Origin of the sequence: Novosphingobium sp. AAP1 (assembly GCF_001295765.1) — a bacterium.
Classification (GTDB): Bacteria; Pseudomonadota; Alphaproteobacteria; order Sphingomonadales; family Sphingomonadaceae; genus Novosphingobium; species Novosphingobium capsulatum.
The window spans coordinates 1-23,647 of record NZ_LJHO01000009.1 but is presented as its reverse complement, the minus strand read 5'-3'; the positions used below and the strand labels follow the sequence as shown (position 1 = coordinate 23,647).

The following is a 23,647-nucleotide window of genomic DNA, read 5'->3' as shown; positions in this document are numbered from 1 at the left end:
GGAAAGCCATTTCGATGTCTCAGCCCCAGGTGGAAGTCGCCACGCTCGAACCCACGGCCGCAGCCACGGTGGAAACCGTGCTCACGGTCAAGCACTGGGACGAGCGTCTGTTCAGCTTCACCGTGACCCGTCCGGCCTCGTTCCGCTTCCGCTCGGGCGAATTCGTGATGATCGGCCTGCAGGGCGACAACGGCCGCCCCCTGCTGCGCGCCTATTCGGTGGCCAGCCCGGCCTGGGCCGAGGAACTGGAATTCCTCTCGATCAAGGTGCCCGATGGTCCGCTGACCTCGCGCCTGCAGAAGATTCAGCCGGGCGACCAGATCTATCTTGGCAAGAAGCCGACCGGCACCCTGGTGACCGATGCTCTGCTGCCGGGCAAGCGCCTGTTCATGCTGTCGACCGGCACCGGCCTGGCGCCGTTCCTGTCGCTGGCGCGCGATCCCGATGTCTATGAATACTATGAACAGGTCGTCGTGGTGCATTCGGTGCGCAAGGTCAGCGAGCTGGCGTTCAACGAAGAGCTGTCGAGCGGCTTTGCGGAAGACCCGCTGGTGGGCGAACAGGCCGCGCAGCAGCTGCACTATGTGCCCACCGTCACACGCGAGCCGTTCAAGAACAACGTGCGCATCGACAAGCTGATCGAAAGCGGCGCGCTGTTCGAGGGCATTCCCGGCGAGGCGCGCCTCGATCCCGCCACCGACCGCGTCATGCTGTGCGGCTCGATGGACATGATCAAGGACTTCGCCGCGCTGCTCGAAGGCATGGGCTTTGTCGAAGGTTCCAACGCCAAGCCGGGCGATTTCGTGATCGAACGCGCGTTCGTCGGCTGATCGGCATGACGGCAGACGTCCGTCTCACCGATGCGGCGTTTGACCCCGCCGCGCTGCTTGCTGCCTTTACCGGGCGGTTTGGCGGCGCTGGCGGGGTTGTCAGTTTTCTGGGCCAGGTGCGCGATGGCGATGGGGATGGTGTGGAGGCGCTGGAGTTGCGCCACTATGCCCCGCTTACCCTGCCGGGGATGGAAGCGCTGGCGGCCACGGCCCTGGCGCGCTGGAGCCTGGAAGGGTTGCTGGTGATCCACCGCCATGGCGTGATGCTGCCGGGCGATCCGATCGTAATGGTTGCCGCCGCCGCCCGCCACCGGCGCGAGGCGTTTGCCGCCACCGATTTCGTGATGGACCACCTCAAGAGCGACAGCTGGTTCTGGAAGCGGGAAAAGACCGCGTCCGGCTGGCGCTGGATCGAACCGCGCACCCAGGATTTGGCCGACCGCGCGCGCTGGTAGGGCGTCAGCCCTTCAACTGCGCCAGCACGCTATCCTGCTGCGCCACGCGCGCGGCAACCGAATCGCGGGTATTGATCACATGCGCCGCATCGGGGCCGGGATGGTCGACAGCGGCGATTTCAGCTTCCGTCGCCATCTGATCGAGATCAGCCAGAGCGATCGCGGTGTCGCTACGCGCCGATTCGAGGCGGGCCAGCGCCACTTGGGCCAGGTTCCAGGTCTCACTGCCATTGGCGGCATTGTGCGCACGCGCGGCAGCGCGGGTGGCTTCGGGCACCAAAGCGATGAATCGGGCATCCGCCTCGCGTGCACGCTCTTCCAGTGCGGCCAGGCGCTGGGGCAGCGTGGCATCGGCGGGAATCGGTGCCGGCGCTGCTGCCGCCGCATCGGCTGGCGCGGCCTTGGCCTGGCCAAACGCGCGTTCCGCAGGGCGAATCGCCAGCGAGGGAAAACGCCCGCGATCGGGCGAGCAGCCGCCCAGGACCAGGGCAGGGGCGGCGATCAGGCCAACAAGGCAAAGCCGTTGCAGGGCGAGGAAGCGAGTGGACAGGCAAGCCATGGCGGTGCCATAGCACGTGGGCGGCCAATGGCCAGCGGTAGGGGCCCTGCTTCGCGCATTTCCCACTTCCCCGGCGTTGACATGCCGGCCCGCTTGGACTATCCGCGCCGCTCTTTCCGGGGCTTCGCATGATTGCGGGGAACCGGCACATTGCCCGCTGTCCGCGATTCGGAATTGGCCGATCGGGGTGCTTGGTGGGTCAGGCATTTGAAACGGATAGCAGAACCATGTTCGCAATTGTGCGCACGGGCGGCAAGCAGTATCGGGTGGCCGCCGGAGATAAGATCGCGGTGGAAAAGCTGGCTGGCGAAGCCGGTGAAACCATCACCCTCGGTGACGTCCTGCTGGCTGGCAAGGATGGCGAACTGGCCGACGCTTCGGCCATTACCGTTTCGGCGGAAATCATCGCCCAGGCCAAGTCGGAAAAGGTCGTGGTGTTCAAGAAGCGCCGCCGTCACAACTATCGCCGCAAGAACGGCCACCGCCAGCAGATGACTCTGCTGCGCATCGTGTCGGTCGCCTGAGCGCCAGTTCGGAGTAAGCAGAGATGGCACATAAGAAAGCAGGCGGCTCGTCGCGCAACGGTCGCGACTCGCAGTCCAAGCGCCTTGGCGTGAAGAAGTTCGGCGGCCAGGACGTGGTCGGCGGCAACATCATCATCCGTCAGCGCGGCACCCGCGTGTACCCCGGCGCCAATGTTGGCCTCGGCAAGGACCACACCCTGTTTGCGCTAGCCAACGGCCGCGTGCGTTTCCACGCCGGCAAGCTTGGCCGCAAGTACGTGTCGGTCGACCTGATGGCCGAAGCAGCCGAATAAGCGGATGGTCATGCCAAGGGCCATCCTGATGGGATGGCCCCGCCGGTTTCGCGCCGGCTGAACGAGGGAGAGGGGCCTTGCCCCATCTCCCTTTTTCTTTGTCTCCCTCATCCGCAACGGCGCCATTTGCCTCGAAAACCGAAGCACTTGGCGCAGCACGCAATATCCCTGTCATCGGAAAGTGCATAAGCATCCGGCGAAAGGGAGCGGTTGACTGGAGATTACCGATGTTCATTCGCAGCGAGCGGCTGTTCCTGCGGCCGGGTTGGCCCGAGGATTGGGCCGAACTCTATGCCCTGATCGATGACGAGGCGGTGGTGCGCCATCTGGCGCGGGCGCCCTGGCCCTATCGTGCCGATGATGCGCGGGCCTTTGCTGCCCTGGCGCAGGACGGCCGCTATCCGCATTTCTTCGTTACCCTGCCGGGGCCCGAAGGCGCGCAACTGATTGGCAGCGTGGGCCTGATGCCCGATGAGCACGGCCCGCCCGGCGCGGCGCCGCTGCTCGGTTATTGGGTGGCCCGTGCCCATTGGGGGCGTGGCTTTGCCACCGAGGCGGCGCGGGCAGTGCTGACGCTGGCGGCCACGCTGGGCCATCGCCGCGTGGCGGCGCGCCACTTCCTCGACAATCCCGCCTCGGGCCGGGTCCTGGCCAAGCTGGGCTTCCGCTCCACCGGCGAGATTCGCCCTGGCGCCAGCCGGGCCCGCGACGGTGTGGCGCCCACGCTCGGCTATGCCCTGGATCTCGATCCGCCTGGCAATTGCGATGGGGATCGTCGCCTGGCCGCCTGACGGAAAAGGAAAAGCCCCTTCTGCCATCGGCCGAAGGGGCTTTTTCGTTGCAGCGCGTGCCGCCAGCCGCGTGAGAGTGATCAGCCGGGCGGAGCAGCCTCTGGCTCGGGAGTCTTTTCCGCCGCGCGGGCCTGTTCAAACTTGAGGCAATCGAGAATCTTGGCCCCGGCCATGAACACCGCGCAGGTCGTAGCCAGGAACAGCAGCTTGCCACCAAAACCGGGAAACCGCGTGAGGTAGGCCTGCCCGCGTTCTACCGCGCCCAGGGCCAACGCATAGATCACTGCAAACGCCTCAAAGCGATTCTTGATCAGGAAGAGGCGGCCAATCTTGCGGAGCATGCGTTGTCCCTTGTCTCCATGCTGGGTTTGCGATCCGCCGGACCTCTCGCCACCCCGATCAGCAACCTTCGTGCCAATCCAATGAATACGGGCGCATTAAAGCTTAACGCGCCCTTCATTGTAAAGGGGGGCGACAATTCCGCAGACAGCAGGACAACGCCTGTCGGTTACGTGCAGTTCCACTCAGTGCAGTTCGGTCAGGCCCAAGGCATCGAGCAGGGCCGCGCGGGCGGCGATCACGCTGTTTGCCAAGGCCTGCTGGCCCAGGTCCGCAGCATCGATCTGTTCGGGCCAATGCGCAGCAACCACTTGTTCCAGCTGGTCTATCCGCCCGTTGTCGAGCAGGAAGCGCGGATCGACCGTGGCCGGATCGGCCACTACGCGCAGCCGCAGGCACGCCGGGCCGCCGCCATTGGCCATGGATTGGCGCACGTCCACCGGCAAGACCTGGCGAATCGGCCCATTGCCGGCCAGCATCGTATCCAGCCAGCCGCGCACCGATGGTGTTTCCCAGGCTTCCAGAGGGATCACCAGCGCCATTTCTCCGCCCGGTAGGGTCAGCAGCTGGGCATTGAACAGGTAGGATTTGATGGCATCGGCCAGGCTTACCGCGCTGGCCGGCACGACGACGATTTCGGCCTCGGGCAGGCGGTCGCGAATCGCGGCATAGGTGCCCTCGGGATCGGCAAAGGCCTGTTCGTGGGTGAACAGTACGCGCTCGTTGGCCACGGCCACGACATCGTTGTGGAAAGCCCCGGCGGCGATCGCCTCTGGCGCCTGTTCCACGAACAGGCAGCGCGCCGGATCGAGCCCATGGACGCGGGCGATCGCGCGGCTGGCCTGTTCGTGCTGCCGTGCCGGAAAGGCGCCGCCCGGGCGGCCATAAACAAAGATTTCCAGGCCCGCGGCGCCATGGCTGGTGGCCATGCGCATGTGGTTGGCGGCGCCCTCATCACCAAAGCAGGGCGGCACGGCGTCGTGCACGGCAAAGTGCGCGGCATCACCAAAGGCCAGGCGCAACTGGCGCACCGTGTCGGGCCATTCCTGCGCTCGGTGGGGCATGGTCACCAGGTTGGCCGCAGACAGATGGCAGCGCCCGTCGGCGGTATCGGGCGCGGGGCTGACAGTGGCGGCATTGGCCGTCCACATCGCGCTGGCCGACCAGGCCGCCGCGCGCAGGCGGCGTTCGGCCTCGTCCGCCGGCTCTTGTCCGGCAAGACCCAGCGCCGCCAGGAGCCCCGGATTGGGGCGCGGCAACGGCGCAAACAGGCCCTGGACCAAGCCAAGATCAAGGTTGTGGCGCATCTTGGCCAGCCCCTGCAGCGCGGCCGCGCGGGGATAGGAGACCTGGCCGGCATGGTTGGCCGAGGCCAGGTTGCCCAGGCTGAGTCCGGCGTAGTTGTGGCTGGGGCCGACCAGCCCGTCGAAATTTATTTCCAGCAGTGCCATCTTGTTCGTTCCGTTCTTCAGCGGTCCACATGCCACACAGTGTCACCGGGCCGCACATCCAGCGCGGCGGCGGCGACAGGATCGATCACCAGGCCATCGGCGCCTTGCGTCACTTCGCCCAGCGTGCAGCGGAACGTGGCGAGGCGGCCGGTGGCGGCCAGCACGCGGCGCACCGGCCCATGGCCTTCGGGAGCGGCGATGTGGGCCACGGTTTCCGCCTTGGCCCCGGCGATGGAGCGTACCTGGTCGGTGCGGGCGGTCATCGTCGGGCCCCCGTCGAAAATGTCGACATAGCCTTCATAGGCGAACCCTTCGGCCTCCAGCATCCGCATGGCCGGCCGGCCGTTGAGATGCGGCATGCCGATGGCCGTGCGCGCGTTTTCCGGCAGCATCGCCACATAGACCGGGTGCTTGGGCATCAGGTCGGCGATGAACTGGTTGCCGTTCAACGCGTTGAAATGATCGGCTTCCTGAAAGCCCATGCCAAAGAACTTGCCGCCCACCGCGTCCCAGAACGCCGATCCGCCGCGCTCGTCGATCACACCGCGCAGTTCGGCCAGAATACGCGGGGCAAAGCGGGCGCGGTGCATGGCAATGAACAGATAGCGGCTGCGCGCCAGCAGCATGCCCAGCCCGCCGGCGCGCTCGGCCGGATGGAGGAACAGCCCACCCACTTCGCTCGATCCTTCGAGATCGGTGGCCAGGTGCAGCATTTCGGCGCGGAAGGTGCGGTTCAGTTCCTTGGAATGCTGGGTCAGCGTGGTGAGGCGATAGGAATAGAACGGCCCGCCGCGCCCGACGCAGGCAAAGATCTGCGCCGTGCCGCGCAGTTCGCCGGTTGCCACGTTTTCCAGCACCACCACGAACAGTTCATCGCCCGGCCCGTCGGGCAGGCTTTCGCGCGGGTCGGCCAGGCAGGCGGCGGCACGCTCGAGTTTGGCGCGCAAAGTGGCGCGATCAGCTGGCAGGTTGGTAAAGCCACTGCCGCCGAGCTTGGCCATCTCGTACATGGCCTCCACATCGGTGGGGCGGGCGGCGCGAATGCGAAACGTCATGGTGCGCTATTCTCCCCCGGAAAGCCGATGCAACACCAGTGCCGACAGCGCCGCGCGCTCTGCCAGCGAGGGCACGATCAGGAATTCGTGCGGCGAATGGATCGATCCGCCACGCACCCCCATCGTATCCACCACCGGCACCCCCAGTGCGGCGATGTTGTTGCCATCGCAGACGCCGCCGGTATCTTTCCAGGCGATCGGCTGCCCCAGCGCCGCGCCGCAGTCGCGTACCAGGGTGAACAGCGCCAGCGCTGGTTCGGTCAATGGCTTGGGCGGGCGGCTGATGCCACCATGCACGTGGATCGCCACCTCGTGCGCGCGCTCCACCTCTGTCACCGCCGCGCCCAGCGCCACGGCAAAGCCTTGTGCATCGGCCTCGGCCGCAGGGCGGATGTTCCAGCGCAGCACGGCCTTGTCGGGCACCACGTTGTTGGCGCTGCCACCGTCGATCCGTGCCGGGTTCACCGACAGGCCGGGGCGGTGCAGGGCTTTGAGCCGCAGCGCCAGGTCTGCCGCCGCGACGATGGCGTTGCGGCCATCGTCCGGGTTGCGCCCGGCATGGGCGGATCGGCCGGTGATCACGGCGGCATAGTTGCCGCTGCCTGCCCGCGCGCCCGCCAGCGTGCCATCGGGCAGGGCCGATGGTTCATAGGTCAGTGCCGCGGCCTTGCCGGCTGCAACCTGGGCGATCAGCGTCGCGGATGACAGGCTGCCGGTTTCCTCGTCGGAATTGATCAGCACGTCATAGCCGACCTGGCGCGCCACCGCACTGCGCTCGAACGCGCTGAGGGCGGCGAGCATGACGGCGATGCCGCCTTTCATGTCGGCCACGCCCGGCCCGCCCAGCGTGGTGTCGTCGAGCCAAGTCGTGGTCTGGAACGGATCGCCTGGCGGGAACACGGTGTCCATGTGCCCGGTCAGCAGATAGCGCCGGGGCGCATCGGGCCGTACCCGCACCAGCAGGTGGGCGCCGTGGTCAAGCTGGCCCACGGTGCCATCGGCGGCCACGGTTTCCACGGGGGCCGGCGCCACCAGTTCCACCGTGCCGGGCAGCGCGGCAAAGGCATCGGCCAGGAGCGCGGCCTGGCGGGCAAGGCCGGCAAGATGGCGCGTGCCGGTGTTGATCGCGCTCCATGCCAGAACCTGGTCGAGCAGGGGGGCGCCGTCGATCGGGGCGAGCAGGGCCTGCTCGGTGGCGGAAAGCTGTTGCATCGGAAACCACACCTAGCCGTTCGCGCAGGCCGGGTGAACCCCTGTTGCCAAGCCGGTGCGAATCGGGCAGAACGGGGGTGTTCCTCCCCAGGTTCAATAGGCAGGTCGGCACAGATCCGGTATCCGATAGGGATGCGGTTCGATGGCCGGCATTGCCATGCCCGTTTTGATGACAAAGGCAGATGACCATGGGTGAGTTTACCGAAATTGCCGACCTGCGCCCCCGTATCACGCGGGACGGGTTGCAGGTGGATGCCGCGCTGGCCGCATTCCTGGAAAACGACGTGCTGGCGCCGCTGGGGCTGGATGCCGGGGCGTTTTGGGCGGGTTTTGCCGGGTTGGTGGCGCGTTTCACCCCGGTAAACCGCGCGCTTCTGGAAACGCGCGAGACGATCCAGGCCGCGATCGATGCCTGGCACGTGGCGCGCCGGGGCCAGCCGCATGATCCTGCTGCCTATCGCGCCTTTCTGGAAGAGATCGGCTATATCGTGCCCGAACCTGCGCCCTTTGCCGTGGGCACGCAGGACGTCGATCCTGAAATCGCTACCATGGCTGGGCCGCAACTCGTCGTTCCCGTGCTCAACGATCGCTTCCTGCTCAACGCCGCCAACGCGCGCTGGGGCAGCCTCTATGATGCCTGGTATGGCACGGACGCATTGGATGCCGCGCCCGCCCGGCCGGGTGGCTATGACGCGGCGCGCGGCGCGGCGGTGATCGCGGCGGGGCGCGCTTTTCTGGACGCCACCCTGCCGCTGGCGCAGGGATCGTGGACTGATTGGGACGGGCAGGGCGTGCCCGCCCTGGCTGATCCGGCGCAATGGGTCGGGCACAAGCCCGGCGGCCTGCTGTTCCGCCACAACGGCCTGCACATCGAACTGGTGCTCGATCGGGCCCATCCGGTCGGCGCCAGCGATGCGGCGGGCCTGGCCGATATCGTGCTGGAAGCGGCGCTGACCACGATTGTCGATCTGGAGGATTCGATCGCGGCGGTCGACGCGGAAGACAAGCTGGTGGCCTATCGCCACTGGCTCGGCCTGATGCGCGGTGATCTGACCGCGCGGTTCGCCAAGGGCGGCCAGACCATGCATCGCGCGCTGGAACCCGATCGCGATTGGACTGCGCCGGATGGCACCGCCTTTGCCCTGCCGGGGCGCAGCCTGCTGTTCGTGCGCAACGTTGGCCATCTGATGACCAACCCCGCCATCCTGCTGCCCGATGGATCGGAAATTCCCGAGGGCATCATGGATGCGGTGATCACCAGCGCCATTGCCATGCACGACGTGATGCGCCTGGGCCAGCACCGCAACAGCCGCCAGGGCGCGATCTACATCGTCAAGCCCAAGATGCACGGGCCCGAAGAAGTGGCCTTTGCCAATGACCTGTTCGATGCCGTGGAAGACCTGCTCAGCCTGCCGCGCCATACCGTGAAAGTCGGCGTGATGGACGAGGAGCGCCGCACCAGCGCCAACCTGGCGGCCTGCATCGCTGCCGTGAAGGATCGCGTGGTGTTCATCAACACCGGCTTCCTCGATCGCACGGGTGATGAAATCCACACCGCGATGCAGGCCGGCCCGATGATCCGCAAAGGCGCGATGAAGCAGGCCGGCTGGATCGCCGCCTATGAAGCGCGCAATGTCGGCACCGGCCTGGCCTGCGGGCTGTCCGGCAAGGCGCAGATCGGCAAGGGCATGTGGGCTGCGCCCGATCGCATGCGCGCCATGGTTGTCGAAAAAATCGCCCATCCGCGCACCGGTGCCAATACGGCCTGGGTACCTTCGCCTACGGCCGCCACGCTGCACGCCACGCATTATCACCAGGTGGACGTGTTCGGCCTGCGCCCCGAGATCGCCGCGCGGCCCATTCCGGCGCTCGATGCTCTGCTGGCGATCCCACTGGCCGATGGCGCCAACTGGTCGGAAGAGGAAATCCGCGCCGAGTTGGACAACAACGCGCAAGGGTTGCTCGGCTATGTCGTGCGCTGGATCGACCAGGGCGTGGGCTGTTCCAAGGTGCCCGACATCGACGATGTCGGCTTGATGGAAGACCGCGCCACTCTGCGCATTTCCAGCCAGCACCTGGCCAACTGGCTGCTGCACGGGGTCTGCACGCAAGAGCAGGTGATGGATGCGCTGCAGCGCATGGCGGCCAAGGTCGATGCGCAGAACGCCGGAGATCCGGCCTATGAGCCGATGGCGGGCAACTGGGATACGAGCTTTGCCTTCCGCGCCGCCTGCGACCTGGTGTTCGAAGGTGTGGCCCAGCCCAGCGGCTATACCGAGCCGCTGCTCCACGCGTGGCGCCGCCGCAAGAAGGCGGCGCTTCTGGTGGCCGAGCCGGCCTGAACCGGACCGGCGGGGGCAGCATGACGCACGCTGCCCCCGCTTGCTCCCCGGCGCGCTTGTTGCCATGGCGGTTCCATTCGCTTTGCTGACATGGAACTTTAGACGATGCTGCAACTGATCGAGGCCAACTGGCAACTGGTGGCAGGCGCCGTAGCGCTGCTGCTGGTGGTGGCGTTCCTCCTGCTGCGCCGGGGTGGCAAGGCACCCGAACGCCGCGAATTCAACGATGTCCTGTCCGAAGGCGCGGCGCCTGCGCAGCGCAATACCGCGCTGATCGATACGCCGCCCGCCGCGGCCATTCCGGTGCCGCCGCCACCCACTGCGCCCCCGGCCGATGCCGTGGCAACTGCCGATGGCGATGACCTGACCCGCATCAAGGGCCTGGGGCCCAAGCTCAAGACGCTGCTGGCCAGCCTGGGCGTGACGCAGTTTGCGCAGATTGCTGCCTGGACCGACGAGGACGTGGCCCGCATCGATGCGCAGCTTGGCGCCTTTGCCGGCCGCCCCACGCGCGACAATTGGGTGGAGCAGGCCAAGCTTCTGAGCAGCGGCGATACCGCTGCCTATGAGGACAAGTTCGGGAAGCTCTAAAGCTTCATTCCTGGGCCTGGGGCGCGGCCGGTGTCGCCCCCGTGGCCGGGCGCGCGCCGCAACGGCGGATCAGCGCGCGCACCAGGTCGCTGCCCGGCACGCTGATCTTGCCCGCATCGGGCAGGGTGCCGATAAACGGCCCTTCGAACACTTCGGCCGCCGGATCGCCCGCCGGCAGGCTGCCCTGCCACAGATAGCCCGGCGAACCCGGCACCGAAGTGGCATCCACTGCCAGGCGCACGATGCGCTTGCGTCCCTGCAGCGCAAACAGCGCCTGCGCGCCCACTTCGGCGGGCACATGCCGGGTTACCACCAGAACGCCCTGGCGGCACGATAGCGAAAGATCGGGAGCAGCACCGGGCGCGCCAAAGCGCACGCTGTCTCCGCCCGGCGCGCCGGCCCAGACCGGCTTGTCGTTGCCCGCCGGGGCCGCCGGCAAAGGCTGGCTTTCCGGCAAAGGCACACGCACGGCGTTGAGCGGGGTGCCGCTGTCCTGCGGGGCCGGGGCTTGCTGCGAGCAGGCGGTGAGGATGGACAGGGCGAGCAGCGAGGCGCAGACGCGCGCAAAACGGTCGGTTTTCATGCGGCGCGTGGAACGATCCGGTCGATGGCGTCGTGATGGGCGCGCTTGGCCTCCAGCAATTCGAAATCTGCCTGGAGACCGAGAAAGAACCCCTCTGACATGCCAAAGTAGCGCGAAAGCCGCAGGTCCAGTTCGGCATCGATCGGATGAGAACCGGCGATCATGTCTGCGATGCGCGAGGTTTCGACGCCCACATTTGCAGCCAGCGCAGTCGTTGCCAGACCGAGCGGTTCCATGAACTCGCGGGCCAACAGGTCGCCGGCATGGCTGTTGTGCAGCCAGTCCTGGTCAGTGGTAGTCGGTGATTTCGACATCGTGGGCATTTCCGTCCTTCCAGACGAAACATATGCGCCATTGCATGTTAATGGAAATGGAATGTTGCCCCGCACGATCGCCGCCCAGCGCATGAAGGCGGTTGGACGGCGGGTTGCGCAGATCGTCGATCGTGCGGGCACGGTGTAGCATGCGCAGCTTGTCGAGTGCCCGGTTCTGGATATCTGCCGGCAGCTTGCGGCTACGCAGGCCATTCCAGACGGTTTCGGTTTCACGGCAGGCGAATGAAGCATGCCTGCTATCTGCGCTGGTTCTCTCTATAGAACCAGCCTTGTTGTTTTTTATCTTCCGCGCACGAGAGATTACATGGTTGCGCTGATGTAGCTGCGCCTCCCCCCTCCGACGGCCTGCGGCCGCCACCTCCCCCCGCTGTGCGGAGGGAGGATTTAGCCCCTCCCGCTTGCGGGAGGGGTTGGGGAGGGCGTGTTAGCAGCCGCTCACTTCCCCCACTTCTTTTGAGACTTGCCGTAGCGTGTCTTGCGGGTGCCCGGCTTGCCTTCGTTGCTGCGGCCGACCACGGGTGCTTTGCGATCGCCTTCGGGCAGGCCAAGCTCGGTCGATTCCAGGCGGCGGATTTCGTCGCGCAGGCGGCCGGCTTCTTCGAATTCCAGGTCGGCTGCGGCATTGCGCATGCGCTTTTCTAGGTCTTCGATGTGGCTGCGCAGGTTGTGGCCGACGAGGTTGTTGGTGCTGTCGTCGTCCAGGTCCACCAGCACGCCGTCGCGGCTGGCAGTATCGGCGATGATATCGGCGATCTGGCGCTTGATCGTGGCCGGGGTGATCCCGTGCAACTCGTTATAGGCGTTCTGCTTTTCGCGGCGGCGATCGGTTTCGGCAATCGCGCGCTCCATCGATCCGGTCATGCGATCGGCATAGAGGATAACGCGCCCATCGACGTTGCGCGCGGCCCGGCCGATAGTCTGGATCAGCGAGGTTTCCGAACGCAGGAAGCCTTCCTTGTCGGCATCGAGAATGCACACCAGCCCGCATTCGGGAATATCGAGGCCTTCGCGCAGCAGGTTGATGCCCACCAGCACGTCATAAACGCCCAGACGAAGGTCGCGGATCAGCTCGATGCGCTCCAGCGTCTCGACGTCGGAATGCATGTAGCGCACGCGCAGGCCCGCCTCGTGCATGAACTCGGTCAGGTCTTCGGCCATGCGCTTGGTCAGCGTGGTCACCAGCGTGCGATAGCCGTTCTGGGCTGTGAGGCGGCATTCGTTGATGCAGTCCTGCACCTGGTCTTCCACCGGTCGGATGAGCACCGGCGGATCGATCAGCCCGGTCGGGCGGATGACCTGCTCGGCAAACACGCCGCCGGCCTGTTCCATCTCCCAATTGCCGGGCGTTGCCGAAACGGCGAAGGTCTGCGGGCGCATCGCCTCCCATTCGTTGAAGCGCAGCGGGCGGTTGTCGATGCAACTGGGCAGGCGAAAGCCGTATTCGGCCAGGGTCATCTTGCGGCGATGGTCCCCGCGCGCCATCGCGCCGATCTGCGGCACAGTCTGGTGGCTTTCGTCCACGAACAGCAGCGCGTTGTCGGGCAGGTATTCGAACAGGGTTGGCGGCGGCTCGCCCGGCAGGCGGCCGGTGAGGAAGCGGGAATAGTTCTCGATCCCCGCGCACGAACCGGTGGCGGCCATCATTTCCAGGTCGAAATGGGTGCGCTGTTCCAGCCGCTGCGCCTCCAGCAGCTTGCCCTCGGCATGAAGCTCCTTGAGCCGTTCGGCCAGTTCGAACTTGATCGCCTCGCGCGCCTGCATCAGCGTGGGGCCGGGCGTGACGTGGTGCGAATTGGCATAGACCCGCACCTGGGAAAGGCGCGTGTCGGCCTTGCCGGTGAGGGGATCGAACTCGGCAATCTCCTCGATCTCGTCGCCAAAGAATGTCACGCGCCAGGCGGTGTCTTCATAGTGCGAGGGGAAGATTTCGAGGTTGTCGCCGCGCACGCGGAACGTGCCGCGCTGAAAGGCATGGTCGTTGCGCTTGTATTGTAGGGCGACCAGCTTGCGCACGATCTCCCCTTGGTCGACGCTTTCGCCCTTCTTGAGGTCGAACACCATGGCCGAATAGGTTTCGACCGAGCCGATGCCATAGAGGCACGAGACCGAGGCGACGATGATCACGTCGTCGCGTTCGAGCAAGGCGCGCGTGGCTGAGTGGCGCATGCGGTCGATCGCCTCGTTCACCGAGCTTTCCTTCTCGATGTAGGTGTCGGAGCGCGGCACATAGGCTTCGGGCTGGTAATAATCGTAGTACGAGACGAAATATTCCACCGCGTTTTCGGGGAAAAAGCTCTTCATCTCGCCATAAAGCTGCGCCGCCAAGATCTTGTTGGGCGCCAGGATCAGGGCGGGGCGCTGCAATTCCTCGATCACCTTGGCCATGGTGAACGTCTTGCCCGAGCCGGTCACGCCCAGCAGCACCTGCGTGCGCTCGCCCTCGCGCGCGCTGGCGACCAGGTCGGCAATCGCGGTGGGCTGGTCGCCAGCTGGCTGATACTCCGACACCACCTTGAATGGGCGGCCCGGCTCCAGCTTCTCGGGCCGCTGCGGCTTGTGCGGGACAAAGTTGCCAGACGTATCGGGCTCTTCCAGCCCCCTGCGGATGATGATTTCGGCCATGGGCAACATATGGGGAACACCAGGCCCAGATGCAATCGGCCCCAAAGCGCCCGATCGCGCCATGGCCATGGCCCGGCGAGCGTGATAGCGTCATGTCCCCAAACGGGAGAGTGACGATGATTGCCAAGACCCCATCCGCCTTGCTCGGGCCTGTCCTGCTGACCCTGGCTGTTCTGCTGCCGGGCTGCAAGAAAGAGCCGACCGTGGTGGCCAAGGATGCCGATGCCGGTGAAGTGGCGGCCAAAGTGGCGGGCGCAGGGGTGAAGTTTCAGCCGGGCGCCTGGAGCACCCAGGTCAAGGCGATCGATATCGACATGCCCGGCATGCCGCCGGAAATGGTGGCGGGAATGAAGGACGCGATGGGCCACGCCCGCGCCGAGCGGTCATGCCTGACCAAGGAAAAGGCCGCACGCCCCGATGGCGATTTCTTCGGCCAAGCCGACAAGAGCTGCCGCTACAAGACCTTCACCATGGCCGATGGCAAGATCGATGGCGTGCTCAACTGCGGCCACAACGGCAGCACGCAGACGATCACGCTCAAAGGCACCTATGGCAGTGATCACTTCACCATGGACATGGACATGACCGGCAGCGGCCCGGGCGGCAAGCAGATGCGCATGCACGTGGCCACCCAGTCCAACCGCGTGGGCGAATGCACCCCGCAGGAAAAGACCCAGGCCGACGCCGATGAAAAGGCCGCGGCGATCTAGGGAAGGGGGATTTCGGGTGGCTGGCTGCCGCATGCGCGATGACGGCAGCCCAGGTGCACGTTAGGGTGAAAACCCAATCAACCTATTGAAAATTGGATGAGAGGTTGATTCAATGGGCTTCCACGGCAGATGGAAGCCCTACGCGATGTCTCGTTCATTGTTCTGGTTGTCAGATGAAGCTTGGTCGGCGATCGTGCCGCATTTGCCGAAAAATCAACCCGGAGCTCAGCGCGTCGATGATCGGCGAGTGATCTCCGGCATTTTCCATGTGTTAAAGTCAGGCTGTCGCTGGTGCGATTGTCCGGCGGATTACGGCCCCTCGACCACAGTATACAACCGCTTCAACCGCTGGTCGCGGCGCGGTTTCTGGACGAAATTGCTCGACGCTTTGGTAGAGGCGGGCGCAGTCACGAAGAGCACCTCGATCGATAGCACCTACATCAAGGTCCAGCGCTCGGCCTTCGGTGGAAAAGGGGGCACCAGGCGCAAGCGATCGGACGTTCTCGCGGTGGCTGGACAACCAAGGTCCATGCCCTGACAGATGTTCTGGGGCGGCCCTATGCCTTGATGCTCACTGCAGGCAATATCAGCGACGTGAAGGCTGCTCCGACATTGCTCGAACGCGCTGGTCGCATGCGTTACTTGCTCGGCGACAAAGGGTATGATTCCAACAGTTTGCGCAAGATCCTGCGTGAGGGCGGCACCAGTCCTGTCATCCCTGGCAGGCGGAACCGCAAGCGCGCCGTTCGCTATGATCAGAAGCGCTACCGCGATCGCCATCTCATTGAAAATGCCTTCTGCAGAATCAAGGACTTTCGCCGCGTAGCCACTCGCTACGACAAGCTCGCCGCAAATTTTCTGTCAGGCGTCGCCCTCGCAACCGCGCTCGCCTTCTGGCTGTGATTGTGGATCGAGCAGCCACGTTGGCCCTCATTCGTTGCGCGACCAAGCCTATGTGGGCATAGTCAGCATATTCGGTGGCAATGGCCGATCGCGAGGGGGGTGGGGATTTTCATGACGGCATATCGGGGCGCGTGCCATTGCGGCGCGGTGCAGTTTTCGATTGTAACTGATCCAGACTATTCGGTGCGCTGCGACTGCTCGCTGTGCCGGCGACATGTCTCGGTCATGCTGCGCTGTGATGAGAACGACTTGAAAATCATCTCCGGGCAGGCCGCGCTAACTACCTATCAGTTCAACACTCGGGTAGCGGTCCATTATTTCTGCCGCCATTGTGGCGTCTACACATTCCACAAGATGCGGAAATTTCCTGATAAATATGGCATCAATGCTGGCTGCATCGAGGGCATTGATATGTTCGCTCTCCGCCCGATACTGATCGAAGGATCAAAGGTGTGAGGTCGTGGGATGCCTATACCCTCAGCCATGATTGAGTCTCAACCCTAGCAAGCTGGACCCCGGATCAAGTCCGGGGTGACGATAAGTTTTTACTTTATCTATATTTTCTCGTCACCCCGGACTTGATCCGGGGTCCAGCTGTTCTGTTTGTGCAAAACGCCAGCGTGGCCGCAGGTGGGGGTAGCCTGCTTCTTGCCGTAATCGCGCCCAATCAGGCCTGTTGGTTCGCACACTAAGCCACGAAGCCCACGCACCTGCACCTACCTCTTCGTGCTATCGTGTGCATTTCAGGCGAAACACGGCCGGCCGCATTCAATCATAGGCGTAAGGTCCGCCCACTTCGATCGCGCGGCGATAGGCGGGGAGGGCCTGGATCTTGTCCAGCCAGGCGATCGTGTGGGGCCGGGTTTGGTCAAGGCCGGCACGGGCGCGGGCGGCCTCGATCGGGAAGCTCATCATCACGTCGGCCGCGGTCATGGCGGGGCCGGCAAACCAGGGCCGGCTGGCCAGTTCGCGCTCGACGAAATCGAGATGCACATCGATCATCGGCTGGATGCGCTTCAAGGCGATCTTGCCCATGATCGGCACGCGCGACAGCACCAGCTTGAGCAGCAGCGGCGGCATCAGCGACCCTTCGGCATAGTGCAGGAACATGCGATAGCGCAGCGCATCCTGCTCATCTCTAGGGGCGCCCAGCTGCCCGCCGGCCTTGTCCACCAGGTATTCCACGATCGCGCCGCTTTCGGCCAGGATGCGGCCCTCGTCCTCGATCACCGGGGACTTGCCGAGCGGGTGGACCGCGCGCAGTTCGGGCGGTGCCAGCATCGTCCTGGCGTCGCGCTCATAGCGTTTCACCGTGTAGGGAAAGCCCAGTTCCTCCAGCAGCCAGAGCACGCGTTGCGAGCGCGAATTGTTGAGGTGGTGGACAGTGATCATGGGGCCTCCTTGAACGGCGCGCGCCGGGCTGGCGAAGCTGGCTGCCACGCAAGCCTATCGGGCGAATGTGACATGAATTTGAAACAATTCCGTCTTTCTGGCGTTCCTTCCCGGCGTCCGATAGCTGTTTGCCGGTGATTCCCATGGCCACGCAACCTTCCTCTCCGCCACGCAGCGCGTGGGCACAACTCGAAACGCTGGGTGCTGCCCTGGCGCGACGGCGTGCGTTGGCATTTGCGCCCCGGCCCGAGGGCGTGCGCGGCCCGGCCTGGCCGCGGCTGATCGGCGAACTGGCCACCCCGATCGACCATTGGCAGGCCGCGCGCGGCGCGCCGCTGCCGTCCTATCCACCCGCGCGCCATGCCCGGCCGGTGATGCTGCTGCCCGGGTTCGGCACGCATCCGGTGCGCATGAAGCCGCTGGCCACTGCACTGGAAAGCGCGGGCCATCGCGTGAGCGACTGGGGCCTGGGCTTCAATTTCGGATCGAGCGAGGACCGCTTTGAGCGACTGGCCGAGCGGGTGGAGACAATGGCCCGGCGGGAGGGCGAGCCGCTGGTCCTGGTAGGCTGGAGCCTTGGCGGACTGTTCGCGCGCCAGCTGGCCAAGACCTGTCCGGACCATGTCGGCCTGGTGATCACCATGGGTACGCCATTTTCGGGTGACCGCCGCGCCAACAATGCCTGGCGCGCCTATCAGATCGTTGCGGGCCACAGTGTGGACGAGGCACCGATGGCCCAGGACCTGGCCACCAAGCCGCCGGTGCCGACGATCGCGTTGTGGAGCCCGCGTGACGGGATCATCGCGCCGCGCAGCGCGGCCGGCTGGCCGGGCGAGCGCGATCTGGCCGTGCCGCTGCGCGTGACGCACCTGGGCTTTGCCGCCCATCCGCAGGTGGCCCGCACGCTTGTCGATCTCGTCGCGCGCTACTGAATCTGTCGGGGCAGATTCCGCCGTTCCGGGCTGTCTGGTCGGTTTTCCTGCCAGTAAACGCACGAAAACTGGCGCGAACCGGCGCGGCGCGGATGCTGCCACGCCACATCGCCCTGTGCAAGGGCCTGCGCCACGATGGATTCAATTGTTTCGCACGCGCAGCATCGGCGCTTGCGGCCGGCCGAATCGTGTGCAAGCAATGGGCCAGACGGGAGGTTCTGCATGACCAAATCCTCGCTCTCGTCCTATGACGAGATGCTTGAAGCCGATGGCTCCACACGCCCTGCCTACAGCGGGTATTGCGAGTGGCTGAAAGAGCAACCACCCGAATTGCTGCGGCGAAAATCGGGCGAAGCCGAAGCCTTTTTCCGCAAGACCGGGATTACCTTCAACGTTTACGGCAACGAGGACGCCGAAGAGCGCCTCATCCCCTTCGACATGGTCCCCCGGATCATCAACGCCGCGCAGTGGCGCCGCCTGTCGAAGGGCATCGAGCAGCGGGTGCGCGCGCTCAACGCTTTCCTCCACGATCTCTATCATCGCCAGGAAATCGTCCGGTCCGGGCGCCTGCCCGAACGCGTGCTCAAGGGTAACAAGGCCTTTCTGCCGCAGATGGCTGGTTTTACCCCGCCCGGCGGCGTCTATACCCATATCGTCGGCATCGACCTTGTCCGCACCGGCGAAGATGATTTCATGGTGCTGGAAGACAACGCCCGCACCCCTTCGGGCGTGTCCTACATGCTCGAAAACCGCGAAACCATGATGGCCATGTTCCCCGAACTGTTCACCAAGGTGCGGGTGCGCGAGGTTTCCGATTATCCCCGCCGCCTGGCACGCAGCCTGGCGGCCTGCGCCCCGCCGGCGGCAAGCGGGCACAAGCCGGTGGTGGCGGTGCTGACGCCGGGCACGTTCAACAGCGCCTATTACGAGCATGCCTTCCTGGCAGACCAGATGGGCGCAGAACTGGTCGAAGGCAGCGACCTCAAGGTGGAGAACGGCCGCGTCGCCATGCGCACCACGCGCGGCTGGCAGGCGATCGACGTGCTCTATCGCCGGGTCGACGACGATTACCTCGATCCGCTGTCGTTCAAGCCTGAAAGCGTGCTGGGCGTTTCGGGGATCATGGACGTCTATCGCGCTGGCGGCATCACCATCGCCAATGCGCCGGGCACCGGGATTGCCGATGACAAGGCGATCTACAGCTTCATGCCCGAGATCATCGAATTCTATACCGGGGAAAAGCCGATCCTGGCCAACGTGCCCACCTGGCGCTGTTCGGAAAGCGATTCGCTGGCCTACGTGCTCGACAATCTGGCGGATCTGGTGGTCAAGGAAGTGCATGGCTCGGGCGGCTACGGCATGCTGATCGGGCCCACCTCGTCGCAGCGGGAAATTGCGATGTTTGCCGAAAAGCTGCGCGCCAATCCCGATAACTACATCGCCCAGCCCACGCTTTCGCTCTCCACCGTGCCGATCTTCACCAAGGCCGGCCTGGCGCCGCGCCATGTCGACCTGCGCCCGTTCGTGCTGGTCTCGCCGCAGGGGATCGACATCACGCCGGGCGGCCTGACGCGGGTTGCGCTCAAGAAAGGATCGCTGGTGGTCAATTCGTCGCAAGGGGGCGGCACCAAGGACAGCTGGGTGCTGGACGATTGAGGCGGAAGGGAAAACGATAAAATGCTTGGACGTTCCGCCAACGGCATCTTCTGGCTGTTCCGCTATCTCGAGCGCGCGGAAAACACCGCGCGGCTGGTCGAGGCCGGCTTTCGCATGGCGCTGACCCGCGACGCCGCCGATGCCAGCGACGAATGGCGCTCGGTCATCGTCACGCTGGGATTGCAGGGGGCCTATCAGGCCAAGTTCGGCAACGACTATGCCGGCAGCACCGTGTTCAACTTCATCCTGCGCGATCGCGACAACCCCGGCAACGTGCTGAGCATGGTCGAACAGGCGCGCCACAACGCGCGCATGGTTCGCACCGGCATCACGCGCGAGGTGTGGGAGGCGGTCAACGAAAGCTGGATGATCCTCAAGCAGGAACTGGCCCGCACTGTCACCGAAACGCGCCTGGGCGGCGTGCTCGACCTGATTCGCCGCCAGTCCACCCTGGTGCGTGGGGCGATGGAAGGCACGATGCTGCGCAACGACATCTATTACTTTGCCCGCGCCGGCAGCTTTATCGAGCGGGCAGACAACACCGCGCGCCTGCTCGATGTGAAGTACTATGTGCTGCTGCCTTCGCTGTCCTATGTCGGCTCCAGCCTCGACAACGTGCAGTGGGACAACGTGCTGCGGGCCGTGGCCGGGGACCGTGCCTATCGCTGGCTCAACGCCGGGCGGATGGAGGCGCGCGGCATTGCCGAGTTCCTCATGCTCGACGGGCGTTTTCCGCGCAGCCTGGCGTTCTGCTATGCCCAGTTGCGCGACTATCTCGATCGGCTGGCGGTCGAATACGGCGATCGGCTGGAAACGCACGAGATTGCCGCGCGCACGCACGAGCAGCTCAAGAGTCAGACGATCGATGGCGTGTTCGAGCACGGGCTCCACCAGGTGATCGGCCAGTTCATCGCCGCCAACAACCACCTCGCGCAGCAGATCCAGCGCGACTATCGCTTTACCGAATAAGGAAAGGGGAAGGCCGCCCATGCGCCTCGCGATCAGCCACACCACGCGCTACACCTTTTCCACGCCGGTGGCCCACGGGCTGCAACGCCTGCGCCTCACCCCGCTGGCCTGCCGCGGGCAAAGCGCAGAGTTCTGGGAGATCGAACTGGAAGGCGCGCGGCCCGAGGTGTCGTACGACGACGAAAACGGCAACCGCGTCACGCTGATCTCGTTCGTGCCCGGCGCGCGCGAGGTGGTGATTCGCGGCCAGGGCGTGGTCCAGACAGCCGACAATGCAGGGGTGATGGGCAAGCAGCCCGGCCATCTGCCGCTGTGGCATTTTACCGAGCAGACCGCATTGACGCGGGGCGGCCCGCGCGTGCGCGCACTGGTCGATGCCCTGCCCGAAGAGGCGGAAGACGTGCTGGCCCGGCTCCACGCGCTCAGTGCCCTGGTGCGCGAGGCGGTGGCCTATGAAAGCGGGCACACCGATGTTGCCACTTCGGCCGAGCAGGTGCTCGCCGCCGGGCGCGGGGTGTGCCAGGACCAGGCCCACGTGTTCATCGCCGCTGCGCGGCTGCTCGGCGTTCCCGCGCGCTATGCCAGCGGCTACCTGATGATGGACGATCGGGTGGAACAGGATGCCGGCCATGCCTGGGCGCAGGCCCATGTGCCGGGGCTGGGCTGGGTCGGCTTCGATATCGCCAACGCGATCTGCCCCGATGCGCGCTATGTCCACCTGGCGACCGGCTGTGATTACACCGCCTGCGCGCCGATCACCGGCATCCGCTATGGCGCGCGTGACGAAGCGATGCATGTCAGCCTGGCCGTTGAACAACAGCGCATGGAACAATAAGACCCTGCGTGAAGGCCACGGTGCCGCCAAGGGCGTTGCGGCAGGCATCGCAGGTGTAGGATAGTGGGGAACCGGCCGGCGCGCGCCGGCCGGACGGGGACGGACAATGACCTATTGCGTGGGGATGATGCTCGACAAGGGGCTCGTCCTGATGAGTGACACCCGCACCAATTCGGGCGTCGACAACATTTCGGTATTCCGCAAGAGCTTTACCTGGTCGGTGCCGGGCGAGCGGGTCATCACGATCATGACGGCGGGCAACCTCGCGACGACTCAGGCGGTGATCAGCCAGCTTGAGGAGCGCAACAAGGCGCCCAGCGAGCGGCGCCCGTCGATCCTCGAAGAACCCACCATGTTCCAGGTTGCCACGCATGTTGGCAATCTGCTGCGCGGCGTGATCGAGGGGCGCCAGTCCGGCCCGGTGCAGGGCGAGGGCGCGCGCTTTACCGCGACGATGATCGTAGCGGGCCAGATCAGGGACATGGAGCCGCGCCTGTTCATGATCTATCCCGAAGGCAACTTCATCGAGGCGAGCTTCGATACGCCGTTTTTCCAGATCGGTGAAACCAAGTATGGCCGGCCGATCCTGCTGCGCGGCTATGACAAGGGCATGGATTTCGAACAGGCGGTCAAGCTGCTGATGGTCTCGTTCGATTCGACCGTGGCGGCCAATCTGTCGGTGGGCTTGCCGTTCGATCTGACGGTCATCGCGCGCGACCAGTTCGAGCCGCTGCACCAGCGCCGCATCCGCGCCGACGATCCCTATTTCAACGCGATTTCGTCCAGTTGGAGCGAGGCGCTGCGCAACGCTTTCCATCAGCTGCCAGACTATCGGTTCGATTAATCGGATAATGTGCCACTCTGGATCATTACTGTCGCGTTAATGGCGAAAATTCACGTTTCGAAACGCAATATGTCATTAACAAACCTCGGGAAACGCCACCGCTTGGGGTGCGGCGGACACTCAGGGGCAGGTCAACAAAGTTGTCATATCTCGGCGATCTTCAGCCAAATAGTTGGCTCCGCTTCGGAGCCGAATTCCCTAAGGAATATGGGCAGCTAACCGGTCTTGAGTCCGAAGGAAGCGTTCAGTTCGAAGCATTCATGCGTGGCGTGGAAGCAGCCCGTAGTGGTTACTTCGGCACCATGGTCGAACGTGTCACACTCCACATCCTCGATAGCGACTCTGCCCGCCGGGCACAGCTTGCTCGTCTCGCCTTTGCCGCCGGGCATCATGCGGAAATTTACGGCAGTACGGACGAGTTGCTGGCGCACGCGCCCAGTACCGGCCTGCTATTGGCGCATGACGATCCGCCCGGAGAGGCGGTGCCGGCGCTGATCGCGGCGATGATGCGGGCCGGGCACTGGCTGCCAGTTATCGCCATTGGCAATGCTCCGGAAACCTGGGCGGTGGTGCGCACGATCAAGGCGGGGGCGCTGGATTACCTGGCGATTCCCAACCAGATCGGTCCGCTCAACGAGGCGATCAGCCGCGCCGCGCACGAAGCCGAATCGCACCGCGTACAACGCGCCCGCGCCGCGGAGGCACGCCAGCGCATCGCCCGCCTCTCGCTGCGCGAACGCGAGGTGCTCGATCGCCTGGCCGAAGGCTGCAGCAACAAGGCCATCGCGCGTGACCTGGATATCAGCCCGCGCACCGTGGAAATCCATCGCATGAAGATGATGGGCAAACTCGGCGCCCGCCACGCCGCCGAAGCCGTCCGCCTGCGGATCGAGGCGACCGGCTTGGGCGACGCCGCCTGACACCGCCGTAGACACACGACATCGGCCATGAGGGGGGCTGCAGGAAGGCGGGCAACGTGATCTCCCGCCTTTCTGGATTCTGGCAGGCCCACCAAGATCCTCCCTCACACCGTGGGGGAGGTGGCAGCCCGCAGGGCTGTCGGAGGTGGCATGTTAGCCCGAACCCGCCACGAAAATGCCGGGCCGGGCACTGCGACGTCACGCGCCGCCAGGCAATGAACTGAATACAATAAAAGCTTTGTCGCGCAGAGGCGCAGAGGCGCGGAGAAGCTAGAATCTCTGCGCCTCTGCGCCTCTGCGCGAAATCAGTCATTTTGTGAATTGGCTGCACACGCGTTTTACTGCGTGATTCTAGGAGGTTCAGCAAATGAAAGGGGAAGTATATGTCAGCGCCACACAAAAATGGAACGTTTACAGAGTTTGCTTTGCAGTATCGCTGGAAGAGTTGGATCGCGTAGATCGGCAAGCTCTGGCACATATTGGCCTAACCCGTCTTATTCATCA

26 protein-coding genes are annotated in these 23,647 nt (G+C 64.9%); 16 read left to right on the top strand and 10 right to left on the bottom strand.

Features of this window, described 5'->3' with window-relative positions; translation table 11 throughout:
- Nucleotides 1-14: 14 nt before the first annotated feature.
- The gene (locus IP65_RS15600) at nt 15-830 is read left to right on the top strand and encodes a ferredoxin--NADP reductase (protein ID WP_028658335.1); all 816 of its coding nucleotides are present in this window, start codon (nt 15-17) and stop codon (nt 828-830) included.
- A gap of 5 nt (nt 831-835) precedes the next feature.
- Nucleotides 836-1,285 (top strand): molybdenum cofactor biosynthesis protein MoaE, encoded by a 450-nt coding sequence (locus IP65_RS15595; protein WP_022678096.1) that lies wholly within the window; start codon nt 836-838, stop codon nt 1,283-1,285.
- Between the two features lie 4 nt (nt 1,286-1,289).
- Here the strand turns inward: IP65_RS15595 and IP65_RS15590 are convergent, their stop codons facing one another.
- Nucleotides 1,290-1,844: a hypothetical protein gene (locus tag IP65_RS15590; RefSeq protein WP_022678097.1), complete on the bottom strand. Its 555-nt coding sequence runs from the start codon at nt 1,842-1,844 to the stop codon at nt 1,290-1,292.
- A gap of 227 nt (nt 1,845-2,071) precedes the next feature.
- Here IP65_RS15590 and rplU point away from each other — a divergent pair, with 227 nt between their 5' ends.
- The 3 genes from rplU (at nt 2,072) to IP65_RS15575 (ending at nt 3,452) form a co-directional block, all read left to right on the top strand.
- Nucleotides 2,072-2,368, top strand: coding sequence for a 50S ribosomal protein L21 (gene rplU, locus IP65_RS15585; protein WP_022678098.1), 297 nt, complete (start codon nt 2,072-2,074; stop codon nt 2,366-2,368).
- A gap of 23 nt (nt 2,369-2,391) precedes the next feature.
- The gene (gene rpmA, locus IP65_RS15580; RefSeq protein WP_022678099.1) at nt 2,392-2,661 is read left to right on the top strand and encodes a 50S ribosomal protein L27; all 270 of its coding nucleotides are present in this window, start codon (nt 2,392-2,394) and stop codon (nt 2,659-2,661) included.
- Nucleotides 2,662-2,888: 227 nt separating this feature from the next.
- Nucleotides 2,889-3,452, top strand: a complete 564-nt coding sequence (locus IP65_RS15575; RefSeq protein WP_054132264.1) for a GNAT family N-acetyltransferase — start codon at nt 2,889-2,891, stop codon at nt 3,450-3,452.
- Between the two features lie 80 nt (nt 3,453-3,532).
- On the opposite strand, the gene IP65_RS15570 is transcribed toward IP65_RS15575, so the two are convergent.
- The 4 genes from IP65_RS15570 to IP65_RS15555 all read right to left on the bottom strand — a co-directional run bounded on the left by IP65_RS15570 (nt 3,533) and on the right by IP65_RS15555 (nt 7,509).
- Entirely contained in the window at nt 3,533-3,793 is a 261-nt protein-coding gene (locus IP65_RS15570) for a hypothetical protein (RefSeq protein WP_022678100.1), read from the bottom strand.
- A 183-nt stretch (nt 3,794-3,976) separates the two neighbouring features.
- Entirely contained in the window at nt 3,977-5,242 is a 1,266-nt protein-coding gene (locus tag IP65_RS15565; protein WP_054132263.1) for an N-succinylarginine dihydrolase, read from the bottom strand.
- A gap of 17 nt (nt 5,243-5,259) precedes the next feature.
- The gene (locus IP65_RS15560; RefSeq protein WP_054132262.1) at nt 5,260-6,297 is read right to left on the bottom strand and encodes an arginine N-succinyltransferase; all 1,038 of its coding nucleotides are present in this window, start codon (nt 6,295-6,297) and stop codon (nt 5,260-5,262) included.
- Between the two features lie 6 nt (nt 6,298-6,303).
- Nucleotides 6,304-7,509, bottom strand: coding sequence for a hydrolase (locus IP65_RS15555; RefSeq protein WP_022678103.1), 1,206 nt, complete (start codon nt 7,507-7,509; stop codon nt 6,304-6,306).
- Nucleotides 7,510-7,697: 188 nt separating this feature from the next.
- On the opposite strand from IP65_RS15555, the gene IP65_RS15550 reads away from it, so the two are divergent.
- Nucleotides 7,698-9,851, top strand: a complete 2,154-nt coding sequence (locus tag IP65_RS15550; RefSeq protein WP_054132313.1) for a malate synthase G — start codon at nt 7,698-7,700, stop codon at nt 9,849-9,851.
- Between the two features lie 105 nt (nt 9,852-9,956).
- Nucleotides 9,957-10,442, top strand: coding sequence for a hypothetical protein (locus IP65_RS15545; protein WP_022678105.1), 486 nt, complete (start codon nt 9,957-9,959; stop codon nt 10,440-10,442).
- Nucleotides 10,443-10,446: 4 nt separating this feature from the next.
- Here IP65_RS15545 and IP65_RS15540 read toward each other — a convergent pair whose 3' ends face one another.
- The 4 genes from IP65_RS15540 to uvrB form a co-directional block, all read right to left on the bottom strand.
- Nucleotides 10,447-11,025 (bottom strand): hypothetical protein, encoded by a 579-nt coding sequence (locus tag IP65_RS15540; RefSeq protein WP_054132261.1) that lies wholly within the window; start codon nt 11,023-11,025, stop codon nt 10,447-10,449.
- Nucleotides 11,022-11,348 carry a HigA family addiction module antitoxin gene (locus IP65_RS15535; RefSeq protein ID WP_022678106.1) on the bottom strand — a complete coding sequence of 109 codons (327 nt, stop codon included), beginning with the start codon at nt 11,346-11,348 and terminating at the stop codon, nt 11,022-11,024. The genes IP65_RS15540 and IP65_RS15535 overlap by 4 nt, the downstream gene beginning before the upstream one ends.
- Entirely contained in the window at nt 11,314-11,619 is a 306-nt protein-coding gene (locus tag IP65_RS20935; RefSeq protein ID WP_082209289.1) for a type II toxin-antitoxin system RelE/ParE family toxin, read from the bottom strand. The genes IP65_RS15535 and IP65_RS20935 overlap by 35 nt, the downstream gene beginning before the upstream one ends.
- A gap of 176 nt (nt 11,620-11,795) precedes the next feature.
- The gene (gene uvrB, locus IP65_RS15530) at nt 11,796-13,982 is read right to left on the bottom strand and encodes an excinuclease ABC subunit UvrB (protein ID WP_028658340.1); all 2,187 of its coding nucleotides are present in this window, start codon (nt 13,980-13,982) and stop codon (nt 11,796-11,798) included.
- Nucleotides 13,983-14,098: 116 nt separating this feature from the next.
- Between uvrB and IP65_RS15525 the strand changes: the two genes are divergently transcribed.
- The 3 genes from IP65_RS15525 to IP65_RS15515 all read left to right on the top strand — a co-directional run bounded on the left by IP65_RS15525 (nt 14,099) and on the right by IP65_RS15515 (nt 16,051).
- Nucleotides 14,099-14,692, top strand: a complete 594-nt coding sequence (locus tag IP65_RS15525) for a DUF3617 domain-containing protein (protein ID WP_022678108.1) — start codon at nt 14,099-14,101, stop codon at nt 14,690-14,692.
- Between the two features lie 145 nt (nt 14,693-14,837).
- A protein-coding gene (locus IP65_RS20930) for an IS5 family transposase (protein ID WP_156306641.1) occupies nt 14,838-15,595 on the top strand; the annotation gives its coding sequence in 2 pieces (ribosomal slippage) (nt 14,838-15,177 and nt 15,177-15,595; 759 coding nt in all).
- A 111-nt stretch (nt 15,596-15,706) separates the two neighbouring features.
- Entirely contained in the window at nt 15,707-16,051 is a 345-nt protein-coding gene (locus tag IP65_RS15515) for a GFA family protein (RefSeq protein ID WP_054132259.1), read from the top strand.
- A gap of 312 nt (nt 16,052-16,363) precedes the next feature.
- Here the strand turns inward: IP65_RS15515 and IP65_RS15510 are convergent, their stop codons facing one another.
- A complete protein-coding gene (locus tag IP65_RS15510) occupies nt 16,364-16,987 on the bottom strand; it encodes a glutathione S-transferase family protein (protein ID WP_054132258.1) in 624 nt (207 codons plus the stop codon).
- Between the two features lie 143 nt (nt 16,988-17,130).
- On the opposite strand from IP65_RS15510, the gene IP65_RS15505 reads away from it, so the two are divergent.
- The 6 genes from IP65_RS15505 to IP65_RS15480 all read left to right on the top strand — a co-directional run bounded on the left by IP65_RS15505 (nt 17,131) and on the right by IP65_RS15480 (nt 23,143).
- Nucleotides 17,131-17,919: a triacylglycerol lipase gene (locus IP65_RS15505; RefSeq protein WP_156306639.1), complete on the top strand. Its 789-nt coding sequence runs from the start codon at nt 17,131-17,133 to the stop codon at nt 17,917-17,919.
- Between the two features lie 222 nt (nt 17,920-18,141).
- On the top strand, nt 18,142-19,575 hold the full coding sequence (locus IP65_RS15500; RefSeq protein WP_054132257.1) for a circularly permuted type 2 ATP-grasp protein: 1,434 nt from the start codon (nt 18,142-18,144) through the stop codon (nt 19,573-19,575).
- 21 nt (nt 19,576-19,596) lie between these two features.
- Nucleotides 19,597-20,544, top strand: a complete 948-nt coding sequence (locus tag IP65_RS15495) for an alpha-E domain-containing protein (RefSeq protein WP_054132256.1) — start codon at nt 19,597-19,599, stop codon at nt 20,542-20,544.
- Nucleotides 20,545-20,563: 19 nt separating this feature from the next.
- Entirely contained in the window at nt 20,564-21,379 is an 816-nt protein-coding gene (locus IP65_RS15490; protein WP_054132255.1) for a transglutaminase family protein, read from the top strand.
- 106 nt (nt 21,380-21,485) lie between these two features.
- Entirely contained in the window at nt 21,486-22,223 is a 738-nt protein-coding gene (locus IP65_RS15485; RefSeq protein ID WP_022678113.1) for a proteasome-type protease, read from the top strand.
- Nucleotides 22,224-22,483: 260 nt separating this feature from the next.
- Nucleotides 22,484-23,143: a response regulator transcription factor gene (locus tag IP65_RS15480; protein WP_022678114.1), complete on the top strand. Its 660-nt coding sequence runs from the start codon at nt 22,484-22,486 to the stop codon at nt 23,141-23,143.
- The last annotated feature ends 504 nt before the right edge of the window (nt 23,144-23,647 follow it).

Bases quoted from the DNA above. Each gene is read 5' to 3' on its own strand.
- IP65_RS15600 (WP_028658335.1), top strand. From the start codon at position 15: ATGTCTCAGCCCCAGGTGGAAGTCGCCACGCTCGAACCCACGGCCGCA.
- IP65_RS15595 (WP_022678096.1), top strand. From the start codon at position 836: ATGACGGCAGACGTCCGTCTCACCGATGCGGCGTTTGACCCCGCCGCG.
- IP65_RS15590 (WP_022678097.1), bottom strand. From the start codon at position 1,844: ATGGCTTGCCTGTCCACTCGCTTCCTCGCCCTGCAACGGCTTTGCCTT.
- rplU (WP_022678098.1), top strand. From the start codon at position 2,072: ATGTTCGCAATTGTGCGCACGGGCGGCAAGCAGTATCGGGTGGCCGCC.
- rpmA (WP_022678099.1), top strand. From the start codon at position 2,392: ATGGCACATAAGAAAGCAGGCGGCTCGTCGCGCAACGGTCGCGACTCG.
- IP65_RS15575 (WP_054132264.1), top strand. From the start codon at position 2,889: ATGTTCATTCGCAGCGAGCGGCTGTTCCTGCGGCCGGGTTGGCCCGAG.
- IP65_RS15570 (WP_022678100.1), bottom strand. From the start codon at position 3,793: ATGCTCCGCAAGATTGGCCGCCTCTTCCTGATCAAGAATCGCTTTGAG.
- IP65_RS15565 (WP_054132263.1), bottom strand. From the start codon at position 5,242: ATGGCACTGCTGGAAATAAATTTCGACGGGCTGGTCGGCCCCAGCCAC.
- IP65_RS15560 (WP_054132262.1), bottom strand. From the start codon at position 6,297: ATGACGTTTCGCATTCGCGCCGCCCGCCCCACCGATGTGGAGGCCATG.
- IP65_RS15555 (WP_022678103.1), bottom strand. From the start codon at position 7,509: ATGCAACAGCTTTCCGCCACCGAGCAGGCCCTGCTCGCCCCGATCGAC.
- IP65_RS15550 (WP_054132313.1), top strand. From the start codon at position 7,698: ATGGGTGAGTTTACCGAAATTGCCGACCTGCGCCCCCGTATCACGCGG.
- IP65_RS15545 (WP_022678105.1), top strand. From the start codon at position 9,957: ATGCTGCAACTGATCGAGGCCAACTGGCAACTGGTGGCAGGCGCCGTA.
- IP65_RS15540 (WP_054132261.1), bottom strand. From the start codon at position 11,025: ATGAAAACCGACCGTTTTGCGCGCGTCTGCGCCTCGCTGCTCGCCCTG.
- IP65_RS15535 (WP_022678106.1), bottom strand. From the start codon at position 11,348: ATGCCCACGATGTCGAAATCACCGACTACCACTGACCAGGACTGGCTG.
- uvrB (WP_028658340.1), bottom strand. From the start codon at position 13,982: ATGGCCGAAATCATCATCCGCAGGGGGCTGGAAGAGCCCGATACGTCT.
- IP65_RS15525 (WP_022678108.1), top strand. From the start codon at position 14,099: ATGATTGCCAAGACCCCATCCGCCTTGCTCGGGCCTGTCCTGCTGACC.
- IP65_RS15515 (WP_054132259.1), top strand. From the start codon at position 15,707: ATGACGGCATATCGGGGCGCGTGCCATTGCGGCGCGGTGCAGTTTTCG.
- IP65_RS15510 (WP_054132258.1), bottom strand. From the start codon at position 16,987: ATGATCACTGTCCACCACCTCAACAATTCGCGCTCGCAACGCGTGCTC.
- IP65_RS15505 (WP_156306639.1), top strand. From the start codon at position 17,131: ATGGCCACGCAACCTTCCTCTCCGCCACGCAGCGCGTGGGCACAACTC.
- IP65_RS15500 (WP_054132257.1), top strand. From the start codon at position 18,142: ATGACCAAATCCTCGCTCTCGTCCTATGACGAGATGCTTGAAGCCGAT.
- IP65_RS15495 (WP_054132256.1), top strand. From the start codon at position 19,597: ATGCTTGGACGTTCCGCCAACGGCATCTTCTGGCTGTTCCGCTATCTC.
- IP65_RS15490 (WP_054132255.1), top strand. From the start codon at position 20,564: ATGCGCCTCGCGATCAGCCACACCACGCGCTACACCTTTTCCACGCCG.
- IP65_RS15485 (WP_022678113.1), top strand. From the start codon at position 21,486: ATGACCTATTGCGTGGGGATGATGCTCGACAAGGGGCTCGTCCTGATG.
- IP65_RS15480 (WP_022678114.1), top strand. From the start codon at position 22,484: ATGCGTGGCGTGGAAGCAGCCCGTAGTGGTTACTTCGGCACCATGGTC.